This window comes from Micromonospora sp. GCM10011541, assembly GCF_042650725.1.
GTDB classification, from domain to species: Bacteria; Actinomycetota; Actinomycetes; order Mycobacteriales; family Micromonosporaceae; genus Micromonospora; species Micromonospora sicca.
Genome location: NZ_JBHSBP010000009.1, coordinates 142,488 through 158,583 on the forward strand (window position 1 = coordinate 142,488; position 16,096 = coordinate 158,583).

The following is a 16,096-nucleotide window of genomic DNA, read 5'->3' on the forward strand; positions in this document are numbered from 1 at the left end:
GCTCGGCCGCCCGAGCGAAGCCGACCGGGCCCGGCGGGGAACCCGTCCGCGCCGAGCTGGCCGAGGTGCTCCAGCGCCAGGCCGGGCTGCGCGACGAGGCCCGCGCCGAGGCGACGGCGAAGCGGCACGCGGCCGGGCGGCGCACCGTACGGGAGAATCTCGCGGACCTGATCGACGACGGCAGCTGGCTGGAGTACGGCGGCCTGGCCGTGGCGGCGCAGCGGTCCCGGCGGCCGCTCGCGGAACTCGCCGCGGCGACCCCCGCCGACGGCGTCGTCGTCGGCGTCGGCCGGGTCGGCGGTACCCGGGTCGCCGCGGTGGCGTACGACTACACCGTCCTCGCCGGCACCCAGGGCGTCACCGGTCACCGCAAGACCGACCGGCTCCTCGACGTCGCCGCGCGGGACGGGCTGCCGGTCGTGGTCTTCGCCGAGGGCGGCGGCGGCCGGCCGAGCGACACCGAACATCCGACCGTGGCCGGTCTGGAGCTGACGACCTTCGCGTCGCTGGCCCGGCTGCGCTCGCTGCGGATCGGGATCGCTGCCGGGTACTGCTTCGCCGGCAACGCGGCGCTGCTGGGCATGTGCGACGTCACCATCGGCGTCGCGGGGGCCAGCATCGGCATGGGCGGACCGGCCATGGTGGAGGCCGCCGGGCTCGGCGTCGTCGCACCGGAGGACGTCGGCCCGCTCGACGTGCACCTGGCCAGCGGCGCCGTCGATCTCGCCGCGGCCGACGACGCCGACGCGGTCCGCCTGGCCCGGCGCGTCCTCGGCCACGCGGACGGGATGCTGACGGACGGCCGGCACGAGGACCAGCGCCGGCTGCGCGACGTGCTGCCGGAGAACCGGCGTCGCGCCTACGACGTGCGGGGCGCCCTGCGCCTGCTCTTCGACGTCGACTCGGTGCTCGAACTGCGGGAGCGGCACGGCCGGTCCCTGGTGACGGCCCTCGCCCGCCTCGACGGGCGGCCGGTGGGGGTGATCGCCAACAATCCGCTGCACCAGGCCGGGGCGATCGACGCCACCGCCGCCGGCAAGGCCACCCGGTTCCTGCGGCTCTGCGAGCGGCTGGGCCTGCCCGTGGTGAGCCTCTGCGACACCCCGGGGATCATGGTCGGCCCCGACGCCGAACGGACCGGGCTGGTGCGCGCGGTGGGCGACCTGTTCACCGCCGGGCGCGTCGCTGCGTACCCCGCTGGTGGCGGTGGTGCTGCGCAAGGCGTACGGACTCGGCGCCATGGCGATGGCCGGCGGCAGCTTCCACGCCACCCGGCTCACGCTGGCCTGGCCGACCGGAGAGATCGGCGCCATGGGCCTGGAAGGCGCGGTGCGGCTCGGTCACCGCCGGGAGCTGGCCGCGATCAGCGACGAGGACGAGCGTCGACGCCGGTACGACGAGCTGGTCGCCGACGCCTACGAGCGGGGGCGGGCGCTCTCCGCCGCGGCGAGCTTCGAACTCGACGACGTCGTCGACCCCGCCGACACCCGGGACCGACTCGTCGCCGCGCTCTGCTGACCGTCGCCTCGGGCAGGACCCCGTGCCGGTGCCGCCGGGTCGCGGGCGGCGCGTCAGCCGGCCGCCGCGGCGGGGGCGGTCAGGGCGCGGACCTGACCGGTGCGCGGGCCGCCGGCCAGCGCCTGCGGCGACCACTCGGTGACCACCAGGAACAGCGTCCGGCCGTCCGGCCCACCGAGGGCGCACGCGAAGCAGCCCCGGTCCAGGTCGATCCGGTCCAGCACCCGGCCACCCTCGGCCACCCGCACCGCGCAACGGTTCGGCACGTCGCCGTACCAGACGGCGCCCTCGGCATCGAGGCAGATGCCGTCGGGCGCGGCGTCGGGGATCGCCGCCCAGACCCGCCGACCGGTCAGCGCGCCGTCGGCGGCCACGTCGTACGCGGTGAGCCGGGCGGCGTACGACTCGGCGACGATCAGGGTGCCGCCGTCCGGCGTGAGCACCATGCCGTTGGGGAAGGCGAGACCGTCGGCCACCAGCCGGGGTGGCCCGTCGGGCGGGACCAGGGCGATCGCGCCCGGCGCGAACTCGCCGCCGGGGAAGTCGAACCCGATGGTGTTGACGTACGCGTTGCCCCGGGCGTCCGTCACCACCTCGTTCCACGGGTGCGCCACCAGCGACCGCAGGTCGGCGTGGCCGACCAGCGTGCCGTCCGGCTCCCGGCGCAGCAGCCGACCGGCCCCGCCGGCGACGACCAACAGCCGGCCGTCGGGCAGCCAGTCCAGGCAGATCGGCAGGCCGTCGACCCGGGCCGCCACCTCGGTCCGGCCGTCGGCGTCGACCGTCAGCACCTCCCCGGCACCCCAGTCGGCGAGCCAGAGCCGCCCGTCGTGCCAGCGGGGCGACTCCCCGAAGGCCAGTCCGTCCACCAGTACGCGTGGTGCCGTCATCGGTGCCTCCCCATCAGGTCACGGGCCCGCCGCAGGTGCGCCCGCTCGGCGGTGTTGTCGGTGCGCGCGATCGCCGCGTCGTACGCCCGGGCGGCCTCCCCGGTGCGGCCCAGCCGGCGCAGCAGGTCGGCGCGGACGGCGTGGAACACGTGGTACCCGGCCAGGTCGAGGTCGTCGACCAGGGCGAGCGCGGCGGCCGGTCCGGCCACGTCGGCCACCGCGACCGCCCGGTTGAGCGCGACCACCGGACCGGGGGCGACGGTCATGAGCTGGTCGTAGAGCGCGACGATCTGACCCCAGTCGGTGTCGGCGGCGGTCGCCGCGTCGCTGTGCACCGCGTTGATCGCCGCCTGGATCTGGTACGGCCCGGGCCGGTCCCGCCGCAGGCAGCGGCGGACCAGCGCCTGCCCCTCGGCGACCAGGTCGCGGTCCCAGCGGGCGCGGTCCTGCTCGGCCAGCAGCACCAGCGCGCCGTCCGGTCCGGTGCGGGCGGGCCGGCGCGCCTCGGTGAGCAGCAGCAACGCGAGCAGCCCGAGCGCCTCCGGCTCGTCCGGCATCAGCTCGGCGAGCAGCCGGCCCAGCCGGACCGCCTCGGCGCACAGCTCGTCGCGGACCAGCCGCTCCCCCGAGCTGGCCGTGTACCCCTCGTTGAAGATCAGGTAGACCACGGCCAGCACGGCCCGGAGCCGGTCGGGCAGGTCCGCGTCGCGGGGCACCCGGTACGGGATCCCGGCGTCCCGGATCTTCGCCTTGGCCCGGACCAGGCGCTGGGCCATGGTCGGCTCCGGCACCAGGAAGGCGCGGGCGATCTCGGCGGTGCTCAGGCCGCCGAGCAGCCGCAGGGTCAGCGCGACCCGGGCGGTGGCGCCCAGCGCCGGGTGGCAGCAGGTGAAGATCAGGCGGAGCCGGTCGTCGCGCACGGGTCCCTCCTCGGCCGGTGCGTCGCGGGCGTACAGGAGCGCGGCCTGCGCGTGCCGCTCGGCCCGGCCGGCCTCGCGGCGCAGCCGGTCGATCGCCCGGTTCCGCGCGGTGGTGATGATCCAGCCGGCGGGACTCGGGGGCACCCCGTCGACCGGCCAGCGGCCGACGGCCGTGGTGAACGCCTCCTGGACGGCCTCCTCGGCGAGGTCGATGTCGCCGAGGACGCGGACCAGGACGGCGACCGCGCGGCCGTACTCCGCGCGGAACACCCGTTCGACGTCGGTCAGGTCTGGCATGGCCGACGGTCAGACCTCGCCCTGGAACGGGCGCACCTCGATCGGCAGGGTGGTGGCCAGGGCGTACCGGCGGCCCCACTCCAGGGCGGCGTCCAGGTCGGGCGCGGTGATGATGGTGAACCCGCCGAGGTACTCCTTGCCCTCGACGTAGGGCCCGTCGGTGACCAGCACCTCCTCCCCCTTCGGACGCAGCACGGTGGCGGTCTCGGGGGCGTGCAGCCCGTTGCCGAAGACCCACGATCCGGCCTCCACCAGCTCGTCGTGGATGGCGTCGACCTTGCGCATCACCTCGGCCAGGAACTCCGGGTCGGGCAGCCCCTCGCCCGCCGGCTGGAACATGCTGATCAGGTACTGCTTCACGGTGTCCTCCTCGCCCGGCGGCCGGCCCGTCGCCGGCCCCTTCACCCTCCACACGAACGGGCCGCCGCGGGATCGACACGCCGACCGGGATGATTTTCGCCGCCGGCGCACTCCCAACGCAGAGAAAATCTTCCATACATCTATTGAAGTTAATCTTCGTCCTATGACCTAATACTGACAGTTCCTTTCACCACTCCCGCCGCCTGCGCGGCATCCCCCCAGGGAGGAAAGATGAACCGTCCCCTCCGATCGGCGCTGCGGACCGCCGCGGCCGCCCTGCTCGCCACGGTCACCCTGGCCGCCTCGGCCACCCTCGGCGCCACCCCGGCCAGCGCCGCCCCGGCCGGCCTGCCCGGCATGGACGTCTCCAGCCACCAGGGCAACGTCAACTGGTCCGCGGCGTGGAACAACGGCGCGCGCTTCGCGTACGTCAAGGCCACCGAGGGCACCTACTACACCAACCCGTACTTCGCCCAGCAGTACAACGGCTCCTACAACGTCGGGATGATCCGGGGCTCGTACCACTTCGCCCGTCCGGACACCACCAGCGGCGCCACCCAGGCCAACTACTTCGTCGACCACGGCGGCGGCTGGTCCAAGGACGGCAAGACCCTGCCGGGCGCGCTCGACATCGAGTACAACCCGTACGGCTCTACCTGCTACGGGCTGAGCCAGGCCTCGATGCGGAGCTGGATCGCCTCGTTCGTCAACCAGTACTACGCGCGTACCGGCCGGTGGGCGACCATCTACACCACGACCGACTGGTGGACCACCTGCACCGGCAACACCTCGCAGTTCGCCGCCAACAACCCGCTCTGGATCGCCCGGTACTCCAGCAGCGTCGGCACCCTGCCGGCCGGCTGGCCGACGTACTCGTTCTGGCAGTGGGCCTCCTCCGGCGTCTTCCCCGGCGACCAGAACGTCTGGAACGGCACCCTGGACCGGCTCAAGGTGCTGGCCTGCAACGGACCCTGCTGATCCGCTCCGGTGGCGGGCCGCCCGGCCCGCCACCGGAGGAGTCCCCCGACGAGGAGGTCCCGATGTCCGTCCCCGTACCCCGGCGGGCCGTGCTGCGCGGCGCCGTCCTGCTCGGCGCCGCCGCCGGCGTCACCACCCTCGGCCAGGTCACCGGCGACCGGAGCGCCCGGGCCTCCGCCACCCGCGTCGACCAGCCGACGATCGCGAACTGCGCCACCTGGGGCGCCCGGCCGCCGTCGTCGGCGGTGACCGTGGTGCAGAGCCGCCCCAACAAGATCATCGTCCACCACACGGCGTTCCCCAACTCGACCGACTACAGCCTGGCCCACGCGTACCAGAACTCCCGCGACATTCAGAACCTGCACATGGACACCAACGGCTGGCTCGACTCCGGGCAGCACTTCACCAACAGCCGGGGCGGGTACCTGACCGAGGGCCGGCACGGCAGCCTCTACGGGCTGCTGCACGGGCAGACCATGGTCCAGGGCGCGCACTGCGTCGGTCAGAACAGCCAGGCCATCGGCATCGAGAACGAGGGCATCTACCTCGACGTGCAGCCGCCGCAGGCGCTCTGGGACAGCCTGGTGACGTTCTGCGCGTTCACCTGCCAGCAGTACTTCATCCCGGCCACCGAGATCTACGGGCACAAGGACTTCAACAACACCCAGTGCCCGGGGCTGCTGCACGATCGGCTCCCCGAGCTGCGCAGCGCGGTGGCCGCCCGGCTCGGCTGAGCACGGCCGGCGTGCCCGCTTGCGGTCGCGCAGCTGCGTGACCGCGGTGGGCGGCCAGCCCGGGCCGACCTGCCGACGCGACGCGGCGCGGCAGTGGCACGTCGCCGACGCTACGAAGCTGATGACATGAACGAATCGCGGCCACGGCCGCGGTGATTCGTCTGCGTCATCAGCTTCATAGTGCGGTCCGGACCCACCCGCTCCCCCGCCGCCGGCCCCACCGACCCAGGGCGATTGCCACTGCTCGCTTATATAAGCATGGTGTGATATAAAGAGGTCGTGCACGCCTTCGACGTCCTCGGGGACCCGGTCCGCCGCCGGATCCTGGAACTCCTGGCCGAGGGTGAGCAGACCGCCGGCAGCATCTGCGCGGCGGTCCAGCGGGAGTTCGGCATCTCCCAACCCGCCGTGTCGCAGCACCTCAAGGTGCTGCGCGACAACGGCTTCGCGACCGTACGACCCGAGGGCACCCGCCGCCTCTACGCGGTGGACCCGCAGCCGCTCCGCCAGGTCGACGCCTGGCTGGATCATTTCCGCCGATTCTGGACCCCGCCGCTGGAGGCGCTCGCCACCGAACTGGCCCGGGGCCGGCGGGAGCGGCGACTGCGCGAGGGCGGCCCCGACGAGAGGAAGACACCATGATCGACGTGATCGCGCAGATCAGCGCCGTCGAACGCACCGTCGGCAGCCGTACGCTGCCCGCCGGGCAGGCGCGCGTGAGCATCATCAGCCAGACGTACGACGCGCCGCTGGAGGACGTCTGGGACGCCTGCACCAGCGCCGAGCGGATCCCCCGCTGGTTCCTGCCGATCTCCGGCGAGCTGCGGCTCGGCGGCCGCTACCAACTGGAGGGGAACGCCGGCGGCACCGTCGAACGCTGCGACCCACCGCACAGCTTCGCCGCGACCTGGGAGTACGGCGGCGAGGTGAGCTGGATCGAGGTACGGCTCAGCCCGGCGGGCGCGGGACGCACCCGCTTCGAACTGGAGCACGTGGCGCACGTCGACGACGAGCGCTGGGCCGAGTTCGGCCCGGGCGCCACCGGCGTGGGCTGGGACATGGGCCTGCTCGGCCTGGCCTCTCACCTGGCGGGCGACGGCAGCGGGGTCAGCCCGGAGCAGGCCGCCGAGTGGATGGGCTCCGACGAGGGCCGCCGGTTCATGACGCTGAGCAGCGAGCGCTGGGGCGAGGCGAGCGTGGCGGCCGGCACCCCGGCCGACGAGGCGCGGACGGCGACGCAGCGGACCACCGCGGCGTACACCGGAGTGCCGGCCTCCTGACCCGCGACGCGGGGCGCCCGGCGACCCGGGTGCCCCGCTCAGCCCGCCGCGGCCGGGTCGGCGCGGAACTCGTGGACGACCTCGATCCGGCCCACCAGGTGCCGGTTGAACAGCTCCAGCTCCTCGGCGGGCACCCAGAGTTCAAGGATGTCCCGTCCGCCCACCTGGCGTACCGGGTAGCGCGCGACGAAGCCGCGCTCCACCTCGAAGCGGGTCACGTACCCAATGCCGGAGGCGGGCACGTTCCAGTCTCGGGCGATCATGAGCGCGTACGCCTCGTTGAGCACCGGGTAGAAGATCGGCTGGTCCGGCAGCCGCGGTGGCCACGCCCGCCAGCCGGACGCCTCGACCAGAGCCAGCTCCTCCGGCCCTGTCGGCCGCCACAGCGTGACCGTCTCCATTGCCTCTCCCCCGCCCGTCGTCCCGGTCCGCGGAGGCTATCTGGGCGGCCGGCGCGAAGCGAGCCGGTTTCCTCCCGCCGGCTAGCGGCGAAACGCGGAAGCGGGCATTCGTTGTCCTCGGGCAGACTGTCGGCCATGTCGCCACGATCCGTCGCCGACCTCGTCGAGACCGTCCGGAGCGGACGACGGGTCAAGTACCTGCACTTCTGGGGGCATCGGCCGCAGCGCGACGGCAGCGTCGGCGCCGGTTGCCTGAGTCAGGTGGCCGGCGCCGTTCACCGTGGACGGCCGGACGTACGTCACCGCCGAGCACTGGATGATGTGGCACAAGGCCACCCTCTTCGGCGACGCCCGGATCGCGGAGCGGATCCTGACCACTTCGCCGACGGCGTCGAGGACGCCTGGTCGGCGGAGCTCCGGCTGATGACCGAACGGCGGTGGTTCACTCCGCTTGGAGTGCGCGGCGCGTTCCGCCGCCTGCTGCCCGGCGAATGGCTGCGCCACCATGACGCGGTCGCCTCGGTCTACGCCGGGTTCGCACATCGGATCGGCTGGCTGCACACCGAACGGGTACTCACGCCGGACAAGCACGCCGAGATGTGCGCCGCCCTGCCGGAGTGGGTCGCCGATGACCGGACAGTCGGCGACGTGCTCACCCGCTTCGGGTCACCCTCGGTCCTCCTCGGCGGCACCAACCCCCGCTACCCGAGGACGCTGCTCTACGCCGCCGACCCGCCCCGGCCGCTGCTCTGCCTGCACCTATGGAACGACTACGACCAGCCGGTCGATGACGGACTGGTGCTGCTCCTGGCTCGGGAGGACGCCTCGCCGTTCGGCGAGTCCTGCTGGTTCACCCCCGAGGGGCGTCGCCGCCGGCCCACCGACGACTGACAGTCGCCACGCCGCCCACACGTCAGGCGGGTAACGTGCTGCGGCGTGACCGGCGCACCGTACTCGCACTGCTCGTACTGCGGCGTGACCTACCCGGCGGGAGCCGGCTGGCCGCGCGTCTGCGCGGCCTGCGGCCAGACAGTCTGGCGCAACCCGCTGCCGGTCGCGGTGGCGCTGCTGCCGGTACGCACGGCGGCCGGCCTGGGGGTGGTGGTGGTCCGCCGCGACATCGAGCCGGCCCGTGGCCAGCTCGCGCTGCCCGGCGGGTTCATCGAGTACGGCGAGGAGTGGTCGGAGGCGCTGGTCCGGGAGCTGCGCGAGGAGACCGGACTGCTGGCCGAGGCCGACCAGGCACGGCTCTTCGCGGTGCACGGGGCACCGGCCGGCGGCACCATGATGGTCTTCGGCGTGCTGCCCGAGCGGGCGGCCGAGGAGTTGCCGCCGTCCGCGCCGACCGAGGAGGCCACGGAGTGGCTGGTCCTCACCGAGCCGGTCGAGCTGGCCTTCTCCACCCACACCCGGGCGCTGGCCGACTTCCTGGCCGGCAAGTCCCCGGTCTGATCCCCTTCACCCTCGTGCCACCGCGCGCCGACACTGCCACGCCACCACCGGCTCTGATCGACGGCTATTTCTACTGATTGAATAGGAATGCAGCGTCGCCGAGCCCGGAGGTCCCCCTTGTCACGCCCCCTGTCCCAGGACGAAGTCGAGCACGACACCCGCCGGACCCGGCAGTGGCTCGCCGGGGACGCCCGCTGCGACGGGGTCCCCCGTCAGGAACTGCTGGAGCTGGGCGCCGCCATGGCCGCCGTCACCGCCGCCGCCGAGGAGCGGGAGCCGGTCGCCGTCGCCCCCGCCCCGGTCGGCGTCGACCCGGGGTCCGGAGCCGCCGAGGCGCCCATCGCCAAGCCGCTGCCGCCGCACGTGTTCCGGCGGCTGGACACCAACGCCGAGATGCGCTGGGAGGCGATGGCCGGGCAGGGGCACGTCGTCCCCAACGACCGCTTCTTCGTCCGCAACCACACCGTGACACCCAGGCTGGACGCCGACGCCTGGCGGCTGCGCCTCTTCGGCACCGGGCTGCGCGGTACGCCGACCCGGCCCGACCCGGTCGAGTTCGACCTCGCCGACCTGCGGGGGCTGCCCGCCGAGGAGCACATCGCGCTGATCGAGTGCGCGGGCAACGGACGCCGCTACTTTGCCGAGCAGCAGGACGATCCCGCCCCCGGCGTGGCCTGGGGCCTCGGCGGGGTCGGTGTCGCGCGCTGGCGGGGCGTACGACTGGGCACGGTGCTCCGGCTGGCCGGCCTCACCGACGCGGCGGTCGACGTGATGCCGGAGGGGCTGGACCCGGACTACGTCACCGGCGGGGTGAACCTCGGCCGGGTACGCCGGCCGCTGCCGGTCGGCAAGGCCCTCGACGACGTGCTGCTGGCGTACGAGATGAACGGCGAGCCGCTCCCGGCCGACCACGGCTACCCGGTGCGGGTGGTGGTGCCCGGCTGGATCGGCATCTCCTCGATCAAGTGGGTGGGGGCGGTGGAGGTCTCCGCCACTCCCCTCTTCTCGCCCTGGAACACCCAGTTCTACCGGATGTTCGGCTCCGGGCATCCCACGGGCGGCGGGGTGCTGGCCGCCCAGTCGGTGAAGAGCGCCTTCGAGCTGGCCTGGAACGCCCGCATCCCGGCGGGCCCCGAGGTGCTGCTGCGCGGCCGGTCCTGGTCCGGCAACGGGCCGATCGCCCGGGTCGAGGTCAGCACCGGCGACGACGACTGGCGCCCCGCCGAGCTGGTCGCCGCCGACCGGGGCGGGGCGTGGCAGCGCTGGACGGCCGTCTGGCGGCCGCCCGCCCCCGGCCGGTGGACGCTGCGCGCCCGGGCCACCGACGTCACCGGGGCCGGCCAGCCCGACACCGCCGGCCACAACGACCTCGGGTACCTCTTCGACGGCGTCGTCCGGCACCCGGTGACCGTGGCCTGACCCCGCGACCCGCGCGACCCGAAGGGACGCCACGGGCGGGACCGCGGCGGGTGGAGGTCAGCCGGTGAGGTAGGCGGCGGGGACGGCGTCGGCGAGCCACACGCCGTTCGCACTGCGGTAGAAGAGGTGGCCGTCCCGGGCCATCGCCGCCGCGTCGACGGTGAGGATCGCCACCGGGCCGCCCCGCCGGGCGCCCACCCGACGGGCGGTCTGCAGGTCGGGCGAGAGATGGACGTGGTGCCGGGCGCCGCGACGCAGGCCTTCGGCCAGGATGGCCGGCACCACCGCGGCGCTCGTGCCGTGGTAGAGCCGGTCCGGCGGTGGCGTCGGGGCCAGCCCGAGATCGACCGCGATGGAGTGCCCCTGGCTGGCCCGGATCCGGCGCGCCGGACAGGAACCACGCCGAGCCGTGGTCGGCGACGATCAGGCCGTACCGCTGCATGGCCTCGGCGACGATCCGGGCCTGCCGGGGCAACCGGGACACGTCCACCGACCGCTTGAGCCGCAGCCGCTGGCCGAGCTGCGGCAAGGCCGGGTCGGACGCGTCCGAGGCGGAGTGGCTGGCCGGCCACGTCCAGCCCGTGCGGGTACGCGGCGGCGCCGGCGCGGCGAAGGGTCGGCGGAAGCATTCCGGGAATCCTGCCGCGGGCCCGGCGGCGGCGTCCAGCACAGCGGAGCCTCCGGCGGTGGGCGCAGCCCGAGGGGTCAGACGGTGGCCTCCCCCGCGCCCGCCCGGTATCCGGCGGCCTGCAGCTCGAACAACTCCCGGTAGGGGCCGTCCTGCGCCATCAGCTCGTCGTGGTTGCCCTGCTGGATCAGCCGGCCGTGGTCCAGCACGAAGATCCGGTCGGCGTGCCGGACGTTGGCCAGCCGGTGGGTGATCAGCACGACCGCCCGCTCCGGGTGCCGCCGCAGGTGCTGGAAGAGCGCGTGTTCGGCCCGGGCGTCGAGGGCCGCGGAGGGCTCGTCGCAGATCAGCAGCGGGGCGTCCCGGTAGAGGCCGCGGGCGGCCACGAGCCGCTGCCACTGGCCGCCGGAGAGGTCCTGGCCGTCCTTGAACTGCCGGTCGAGCAGCGTGTCGTAGCCGTACGGCAGATCGGTGATCATGTCGTGCGCGGCGGCGCCGCGGGCGGCGTCCTCGACGCTCGGACCGGGCCGGTCGGCCGGCCGGTCGTGCCGGCCGACCCGGATGTTCTGCCCGGCGGTGAACGGGAATCTCCACCAGTCCTGGCTCATCACCGCGACCTGGGCGCCGGTCTGCCGCGGGTCCAGCTCGCCGACGTCGACGCCGTCCCAGCGGATGGCCCCGTCGGTCGGCCGGTAGAGACCCGCGATGAGTTTGGCCAGCGTGGTCTTGCCGGAGCCGTTCTCCCCCACCAGGGCGACCACCTCGCCGCGCCGGATGCTGACGCTGACCCCGTCCACGGCGGCCTTGTCGGTGTCCGGGTAACGCAGGGTCACCCGGTCCAGCTCGATCCGGTCGAAGCCGTCGACGGGCCGACCGCCGCCGGTCGGGACGCGCTGCCGGGCCCGGTCGAGGAAGTCCCGGTAGTCCTGGTAGTAGAGCGCGTCCTCGTAGAGGGAGTTCGTGGCGAACACCGCGATCCGCAGCGAGGACCGGGCGGACTGCAACGCCAGCAGGGCGGTGGCCGCGGCGGCCAGCGCGACCACGCCGCTCAGCAGCAACCCGCCGAGAACCGCGTAGACGCCGAAGGCGGCGATGCCGGTCACCGACATGCCGGCCGCCCGGGTGGTGCTCTGCGAGCGGGCCAGCCGCAGCTCGGCCCGGGTCTCCGCCGCCATCATCCGGCGGAACTCGGTGAGCAGGAACTCCCGCATCTGGTACGCGCGGACCCCGGCGGCCGTGCGCCGCTCCGCCATCAGATGAGCCAGCATCCACATCCGACGGCGGCGGGTGATCCGGGCCAGCATGGCGAGATACTGGCGGCGGGCCATCCGCACCGCCGTCACCGCCTCCGGCACCGCGGCGAGCAGCAGGCAGGGCAGCAGCACCGGTTGGACCACCGTCACCGCGGCGGCGGTGGCCAGCACGCCCACCACTCCGGTGACCAGGTTGACGGTGTGGTCGACGATCGACGCCGCCTCCGCCATGCCGCGGTCCCGGGCGCGGTCCATCTCCTCGGCGAACCCCGCGTCGTCGAACGCGGCCAACTCCACCGCGGTGGTCGTCTCGAAGAGCCGCAGCTCCACCTGGTAGTTGATCTGCGGGATCAGCCGGGCCTGCGCCCAGCCGGCGGCCACGGTCAACGCGCCCTTGACCGTCACCGCGAACGCGGCGAGAGCCAGCGCTGGCAGCGCGGCGCGGATCCGGTCGGGGGTCGGGCCGGCGGCGAAGAGCTGGCGGAGCACGCCGGTCGTGGCCAGCAGACCCAGGGTGGTCATCACGCCGGCCGCGACGTTGAGACCAATGGAGGCGGCGGTGTCCCGGCGGCTGGTGCCCCAGGCCAGCACGACCGCCTCCCGGACCAGCGCCGGCAGGCGCCGGGCCATGGACTTGAAGCTGGTGTGCGCGAACTCGGTCGCCCGGTGCATCCAGTGACCGTCCTCCAGCTCCGGCAACGCCGGGCCGGCGTCGCCGTCGGCCGGGCCGTCCTCCTCGGCCGGGTGGCGGGGACCGATCACCGTCGCCATGGCGCCTCCTCACCGGTACGAACCACAACCGACCCGGAGCTTACGTTCGGCGACCGACTGCTGTCTCGGGGTGATCGGCGTGTCGAACAGGCGTCCCAACCGCAGTGCCGCCCGGCGGCCACCCCGGCGCGGTTCCACCGGATGGGCGATGTCGGGTCGCGTCGCGCCGACCCGCCCCGGGTGGCAGGCTGGTGGAGTCGCCGGCAGCGGGCGCGACGACGGCCCGCTGACAGACCCGTCGTGAAGGAGAAGATCGACCCGATGGCTGTGGACGTCACCACCACGGACGAATGGCAGGCCCTGCGCAAGCACGCCGAGGCGATGCGCGGCACCCACCTGCGGGAGCTGTTCGCCGCCGACGGGCAGCGGGGCGAGCGGCTCACCGGCGACGTCGCCGACCTGCACGTCGACTACAGCAAGAACCTCATCACCGACGAGACGCTGGGGCTGCTCACCGCCCTCGCCGAGCGGGTCCGGCTGACCGACCGGATCGCCGCCATGTTCTCCGGCGCGCACATCAACTCCACCGAGGACCGGGCCGTCCTGCACACCGCGCTGCGCCTGCCCCGCGAGGCGAGCCTGGTGGTGGACGGGCAGGACGTGGTCGCCGACGTGCACGCCCTGCACGACCGGATGTCCGCCTTCGCCGAGCGGGTCCGCTCCGGCAACTGGCGCGGGCACACCGGCGAGCGGATCAGCACCGTGGTGAACATCGGCATCGGCGGGTCCGACCTCGGCCCGGTGATGGCGTACGAGGCGTTGAAGGCCTACCGGGACGCCGGCATCACCTGCCGCTTCGTCTCCAACATCGACCCCACCGACATCCACGACAAGACCACCGACCTGGACCCGGCGACCACGCTGTTCATCGTGGCCAGCAAGACGTTCTCCACTCAGGAGACGCTGGCCAACGCCAACCAGGCGCGCCGTTGGCTGCTCGCCGGGCTGGACGCCGACGACCCGGCGATCGCCCGGCACTTCGTCGCGGTCAGCACCAACGAGCAGCGGGTCCGCGACTTCGGCATCGACCCGGAGAACATGTTCGGCTTCTGGGACTGGGTGGGCGGCCGGTACTCGCTGCCGTCCGCCGTCGGGCTGTCGTTGATGCTGGCCATCGGGTCGGCGCGGTTCCGGGAGATGCTGGCCGGCTACCACGCCGTCGACGAGCACTTCCGCACCACGCCGGTCGAGCGGAACCTGCCGGCGCTGCTCGGCCTGCTCAACGTCTGGTACACCGACTTCCTCGGCGCGCACACCCACGCGGTGCTGCCGTACTCGCAGTACCTGCACCGGTTCCCGGCGTACCTCCAGCAGCTCACCATGGAGAGCAACGGCAAGTCGGTGACCGTCGACGGCAAGCCGGTCACGTACCCGACCGGGGAGATCTTCTGGGGCGAGCCCGGCACCAACGGCCAGCACGCCTTCTATCAGCTCATCCACCAGGGGACGCTGCTCATCCCGGCCGACTTCATCGCGTTCAGCCAGCCCAACCACGACCTGGGCGACATGCACGACCTGTTCATGTCGAACTTCTTCGCGCAGACCGCCGCGCTGGCCTTCGGCCGCACCCGCGAGCAGGTCGAGGCGGAGGGCACCCCGGCCGACGTGGTGCCGCACCGGGTGATGCCGGGCAACCACCCGACCACCTCGATCATCGCGCCGAAGCTCACCCCGGCCACCCTCGGCCAGCTGATCGCCCTCTACGAGCACATCGTCTTCACCGAGGGCACGGTGTGGAACATCAACCCGTTCGACCAGTGGGGCGTCGAGCTGGGCAAGGTGATGGCCAACCAGCTCGCGCCCAAGCTCACCGGAACCGGCGAGGACCTCGGCGACGTGGACTCCTCGACCGCCGCGTTGATCCGCCGCTACCGCCACCAGCGCGGCCGGGGCTGACGCCGTACGCGGGTGGCGGCGACCCGTCCGGGGCAGCCGCCACCGGCGCCGGGACGACAGCGGCCCCACGGCTCGCCGCTCCGCCCGCGGGCCGGGTCAGTCGCGCAGCAGGTCGGCGTGGGCGGCGCGCAGCCGGGCCAGCGCCGGGTCAGCGGCCGGCACCCGGCGGTCCAGCTCGGCCCAGACCTCGGCCAGGGCGTCGGTGACGGCGCGCAGCTCGGCCGCGTGCCGCCGGCTGCTCTGCCGGTGCAGTTCCTCCAGGCGGCGGGCCCAGCCGGCGGTGACCGCGGCGACCCGCTCGGCGTCGGCGCGGGCCTGGGCGGCCGTGCGGGCGGCGGAGGCGGGCACGATCGCCGCGACCGGCCGGGGATCACCGTCGCGGGTGACCACGGTGACCGTGTCGGTCAGCTCGGCCAGGGCGACGAGTTGGGTGAGCCGGGTGCGGACCTCTCGCAGCGGCAGGGCGCGCGGCGGGTCGGTCCGGTGGGCCAGGGCGGGGGCAGCCATGGACGCATGTTGACGTCCGGGTACGACAAAACCTCGGTCGAGCGCGGCCGGGGGCCGGGAGGCGGCGTGGGTCAGGCCGTCCACTCTGGAGCCAGCACCGACCAGATCTCCAGGTCGATCCGCCCGCCGGGACCGGGGAGGACCTGGCGGAGCGTACCGTCGCGGCGCATCCCGAGGCGGCGGGCGACGGCGATGCTGGGGGCGTTGGCCGCGTTGGTGTGCCACTCCACCCGGTGGATGCCGCGCTCCCGGATCGCCCAGTCGATGATCCGGCGGGCGGCGAGCGTGGCCAGGCCCCGTCCCTCCGCGCCCGGCTCCAGCCAGCAGCCGGCCTCGCAGACCCCGGTCGTCACGTCGAAGGACACGAAGAGCACACCGCCGACCAGGGTGCCGTCGAGCCAGATGCCCCAGATGCCGCCGCCGTCCCGCGCCCACCGGTCGGCGTAGTTCTGCAGCACCCGGCGCGCGGACGCAGGGTCGGTGGCGACGAAGGACGGCGACACCCACGGGGCGATGTGCTTCCGGCACCGGTCGAGGTTGGCCAGGAACTCCTCGGCCCGCCAGGGGTCGAGCGGACGCAGCTCGGCGTCAGGGGTCAGGGCGATCGCGAACACGGCAGCAACCTAACAGCCCGAGCGCCCGCACAGCGGCCGGGCGGGCTGGGTGGGCAGGCAGGGCTGTTCCTGGTCACTGCCGACGAACCTGATGACGTAGCGGGATCGGCTGAGGGCCGGCGGATGCCGGTGATTCATCTGCGTCATCAGGTTCGTAGCGCAGTTGGGTGCCTTGTCC

The 16,096-nt window shown here is 73.9% G+C and carries 18 protein-coding genes and 1 pseudogene; 11 read left to right on the forward strand and 8 right to left on the reverse strand.

What is annotated here, in order from left to right:
* Positions 1 to 65: 65 nt before the first annotated feature.
* Positions 66 to 1,148, forward strand: a pseudogene (locus tag ACFOYX_RS03500) (carboxyl transferase domain-containing protein); the annotation flags it as partial.
* Between the two features lie 37 nt (positions 1,149 to 1,185).
* Positions 1,186 to 1,518, forward strand: a complete 333-nt coding sequence (locus tag ACFOYX_RS03505; RefSeq protein ID WP_322439613.1) for a carboxyl transferase domain-containing protein — start codon at positions 1,186 to 1,188, stop codon at positions 1,516 to 1,518.
* Between the two features lie 53 nt (positions 1,519 to 1,571).
* Here the strand turns inward: ACFOYX_RS03505 and ACFOYX_RS03510 are convergent, their stop codons facing one another.
* Genes ACFOYX_RS03510 through ACFOYX_RS03520 form a run of 3 tightly spaced genes read right to left on the reverse strand, consistent with a single transcriptional unit; the run spans position 1,572 to position 3,985 of the window.
* On the reverse strand, positions 1,572 to 2,408 hold the full coding sequence (locus ACFOYX_RS03510) for an SMP-30/gluconolactonase/LRE family protein (protein WP_322439469.1): 837 nt from the start codon (positions 2,406 to 2,408) through the stop codon (positions 1,572 to 1,574).
* Positions 2,405 to 3,616 (reverse strand): RNA polymerase sigma factor, encoded by a 1,212-nt coding sequence (locus ACFOYX_RS03515; protein WP_377533819.1) that lies wholly within the window; start codon positions 3,614 to 3,616, stop codon positions 2,405 to 2,407. Before ACFOYX_RS03515 ends, ACFOYX_RS03510 begins: the two co-directional genes overlap by 4 nt.
* A gap of 18 nt (positions 3,617 to 3,634) precedes the next feature.
* Positions 3,635 to 3,985 carry a YciI family protein gene (locus ACFOYX_RS03520; protein WP_322439471.1) on the reverse strand — a complete coding sequence of 117 codons (351 nt, stop codon included), beginning with the start codon at positions 3,983 to 3,985 and terminating at the stop codon, positions 3,635 to 3,637.
* Between the two features lie 231 nt (positions 3,986 to 4,216).
* Between ACFOYX_RS03520 and ACFOYX_RS03525 the strand changes: the two genes are divergently transcribed.
* The 4 genes from ACFOYX_RS03525 to ACFOYX_RS03540 all read left to right on the forward strand — a co-directional run bounded on the left by ACFOYX_RS03525 (position 4,217) and on the right by ACFOYX_RS03540 (position 6,977).
* Complete coding sequence (locus ACFOYX_RS03525; protein ID WP_201749525.1) at positions 4,217 to 4,963, forward strand: lysozyme; 747 nt, start codon at positions 4,217 to 4,219, stop codon at positions 4,961 to 4,963.
* Between the two features lie 62 nt (positions 4,964 to 5,025).
* Entirely contained in the window at positions 5,026 to 5,697 is a 672-nt protein-coding gene (locus ACFOYX_RS03530; protein WP_322439472.1) for a peptidoglycan recognition family protein, read from the forward strand.
* Positions 5,698 to 5,976: 279 nt separating this feature from the next.
* The gene (locus ACFOYX_RS03535; protein ID WP_109800772.1) at positions 5,977 to 6,339 is read left to right on the forward strand and encodes a helix-turn-helix transcriptional regulator; all 363 of its coding nucleotides are present in this window, start codon (positions 5,977 to 5,979) and stop codon (positions 6,337 to 6,339) included.
* On the forward strand, positions 6,336 to 6,977 hold the full coding sequence (locus ACFOYX_RS03540) for an SRPBCC family protein (protein WP_322439473.1): 642 nt from the start codon (positions 6,336 to 6,338) through the stop codon (positions 6,975 to 6,977). The genes ACFOYX_RS03535 and ACFOYX_RS03540 overlap by 4 nt, the downstream gene beginning before the upstream one ends.
* 38 nt (positions 6,978 to 7,015) lie before the next feature.
* On the opposite strand, the gene ACFOYX_RS03545 is transcribed toward ACFOYX_RS03540, so the two are convergent.
* Positions 7,016 to 7,378, reverse strand: a complete 363-nt coding sequence (locus ACFOYX_RS03545) for an ADP-ribosylation/crystallin J1 (protein ID WP_322439474.1) — start codon at positions 7,376 to 7,378, stop codon at positions 7,016 to 7,018.
* Positions 7,379 to 7,658: 280 nt separating this feature from the next.
* On the opposite strand from ACFOYX_RS03545, the gene ACFOYX_RS03550 reads away from it, so the two are divergent.
* From ACFOYX_RS03550 to ACFOYX_RS03565, 4 genes are all read left to right on the forward strand, one after another.
* Positions 7,659 to 7,802, forward strand: coding sequence for an NADAR domain-containing protein (locus ACFOYX_RS03550; RefSeq protein ID WP_377533807.1), 144 nt, complete (start codon positions 7,659 to 7,661; stop codon positions 7,800 to 7,802).
* Positions 7,802 to 8,269, forward strand: coding sequence for a hypothetical protein (locus tag ACFOYX_RS03555; protein ID WP_322439475.1), 468 nt, complete (start codon positions 7,802 to 7,804; stop codon positions 8,267 to 8,269). The genes ACFOYX_RS03550 and ACFOYX_RS03555 overlap by 1 nt, the downstream gene beginning before the upstream one ends.
* Positions 8,270 to 8,314: 45 nt before the next feature.
* Positions 8,315 to 8,830 carry an NUDIX domain-containing protein gene (locus tag ACFOYX_RS03560; RefSeq protein ID WP_322439476.1) on the forward strand — a complete coding sequence of 172 codons (516 nt, stop codon included), beginning with the start codon at positions 8,315 to 8,317 and terminating at the stop codon, positions 8,828 to 8,830.
* 117 nt (positions 8,831 to 8,947) lie between these two features.
* On the forward strand, positions 8,948 to 10,249 hold the full coding sequence (locus ACFOYX_RS03565) for a sulfite oxidase (RefSeq protein ID WP_322439477.1): 1,302 nt from the start codon (positions 8,948 to 8,950) through the stop codon (positions 10,247 to 10,249).
* A 57-nt stretch (positions 10,250 to 10,306) separates the two neighbouring features.
* Here ACFOYX_RS03565 and ACFOYX_RS03570 read toward each other — a convergent pair whose 3' ends face one another.
* On the reverse strand, positions 10,307 to 10,627 hold the full coding sequence (locus ACFOYX_RS03570; protein ID WP_322439614.1) for an RNA 2'-phosphotransferase: 321 nt from the start codon (positions 10,625 to 10,627) through the stop codon (positions 10,307 to 10,309).
* A gap of 327 nt (positions 10,628 to 10,954) precedes the next feature.
* Positions 10,955 to 12,901 (reverse strand): ABC transporter ATP-binding protein, encoded by a 1,947-nt coding sequence (locus ACFOYX_RS03575; protein ID WP_322439478.1) that lies wholly within the window; start codon positions 12,899 to 12,901, stop codon positions 10,955 to 10,957.
* A 261-nt stretch (positions 12,902 to 13,162) separates the two neighbouring features.
* Here ACFOYX_RS03575 and pgi point away from each other — a divergent pair, with 261 nt between their 5' ends.
* Positions 13,163 to 14,797, forward strand: coding sequence for a glucose-6-phosphate isomerase (gene pgi, locus ACFOYX_RS03580; protein WP_322439615.1), 1,635 nt, complete (start codon positions 13,163 to 13,165; stop codon positions 14,795 to 14,797).
* A gap of 96 nt (positions 14,798 to 14,893) precedes the next feature.
* On the opposite strand, the gene ACFOYX_RS03585 is transcribed toward pgi, so the two are convergent.
* The gene (locus ACFOYX_RS03585) at positions 14,894 to 15,304 is read right to left on the reverse strand and encodes a hypothetical protein (protein WP_109800766.1); all 411 of its coding nucleotides are present in this window, start codon (positions 15,302 to 15,304) and stop codon (positions 14,894 to 14,896) included.
* 71 nt (positions 15,305 to 15,375) lie between these two features.
* The gene (locus ACFOYX_RS03590; protein WP_322439479.1) at positions 15,376 to 15,918 is read right to left on the reverse strand and encodes a GNAT family protein; all 543 of its coding nucleotides are present in this window, start codon (positions 15,916 to 15,918) and stop codon (positions 15,376 to 15,378) included.
* Between the last annotated feature and the right edge of the window lie 178 nt (positions 15,919 to 16,096).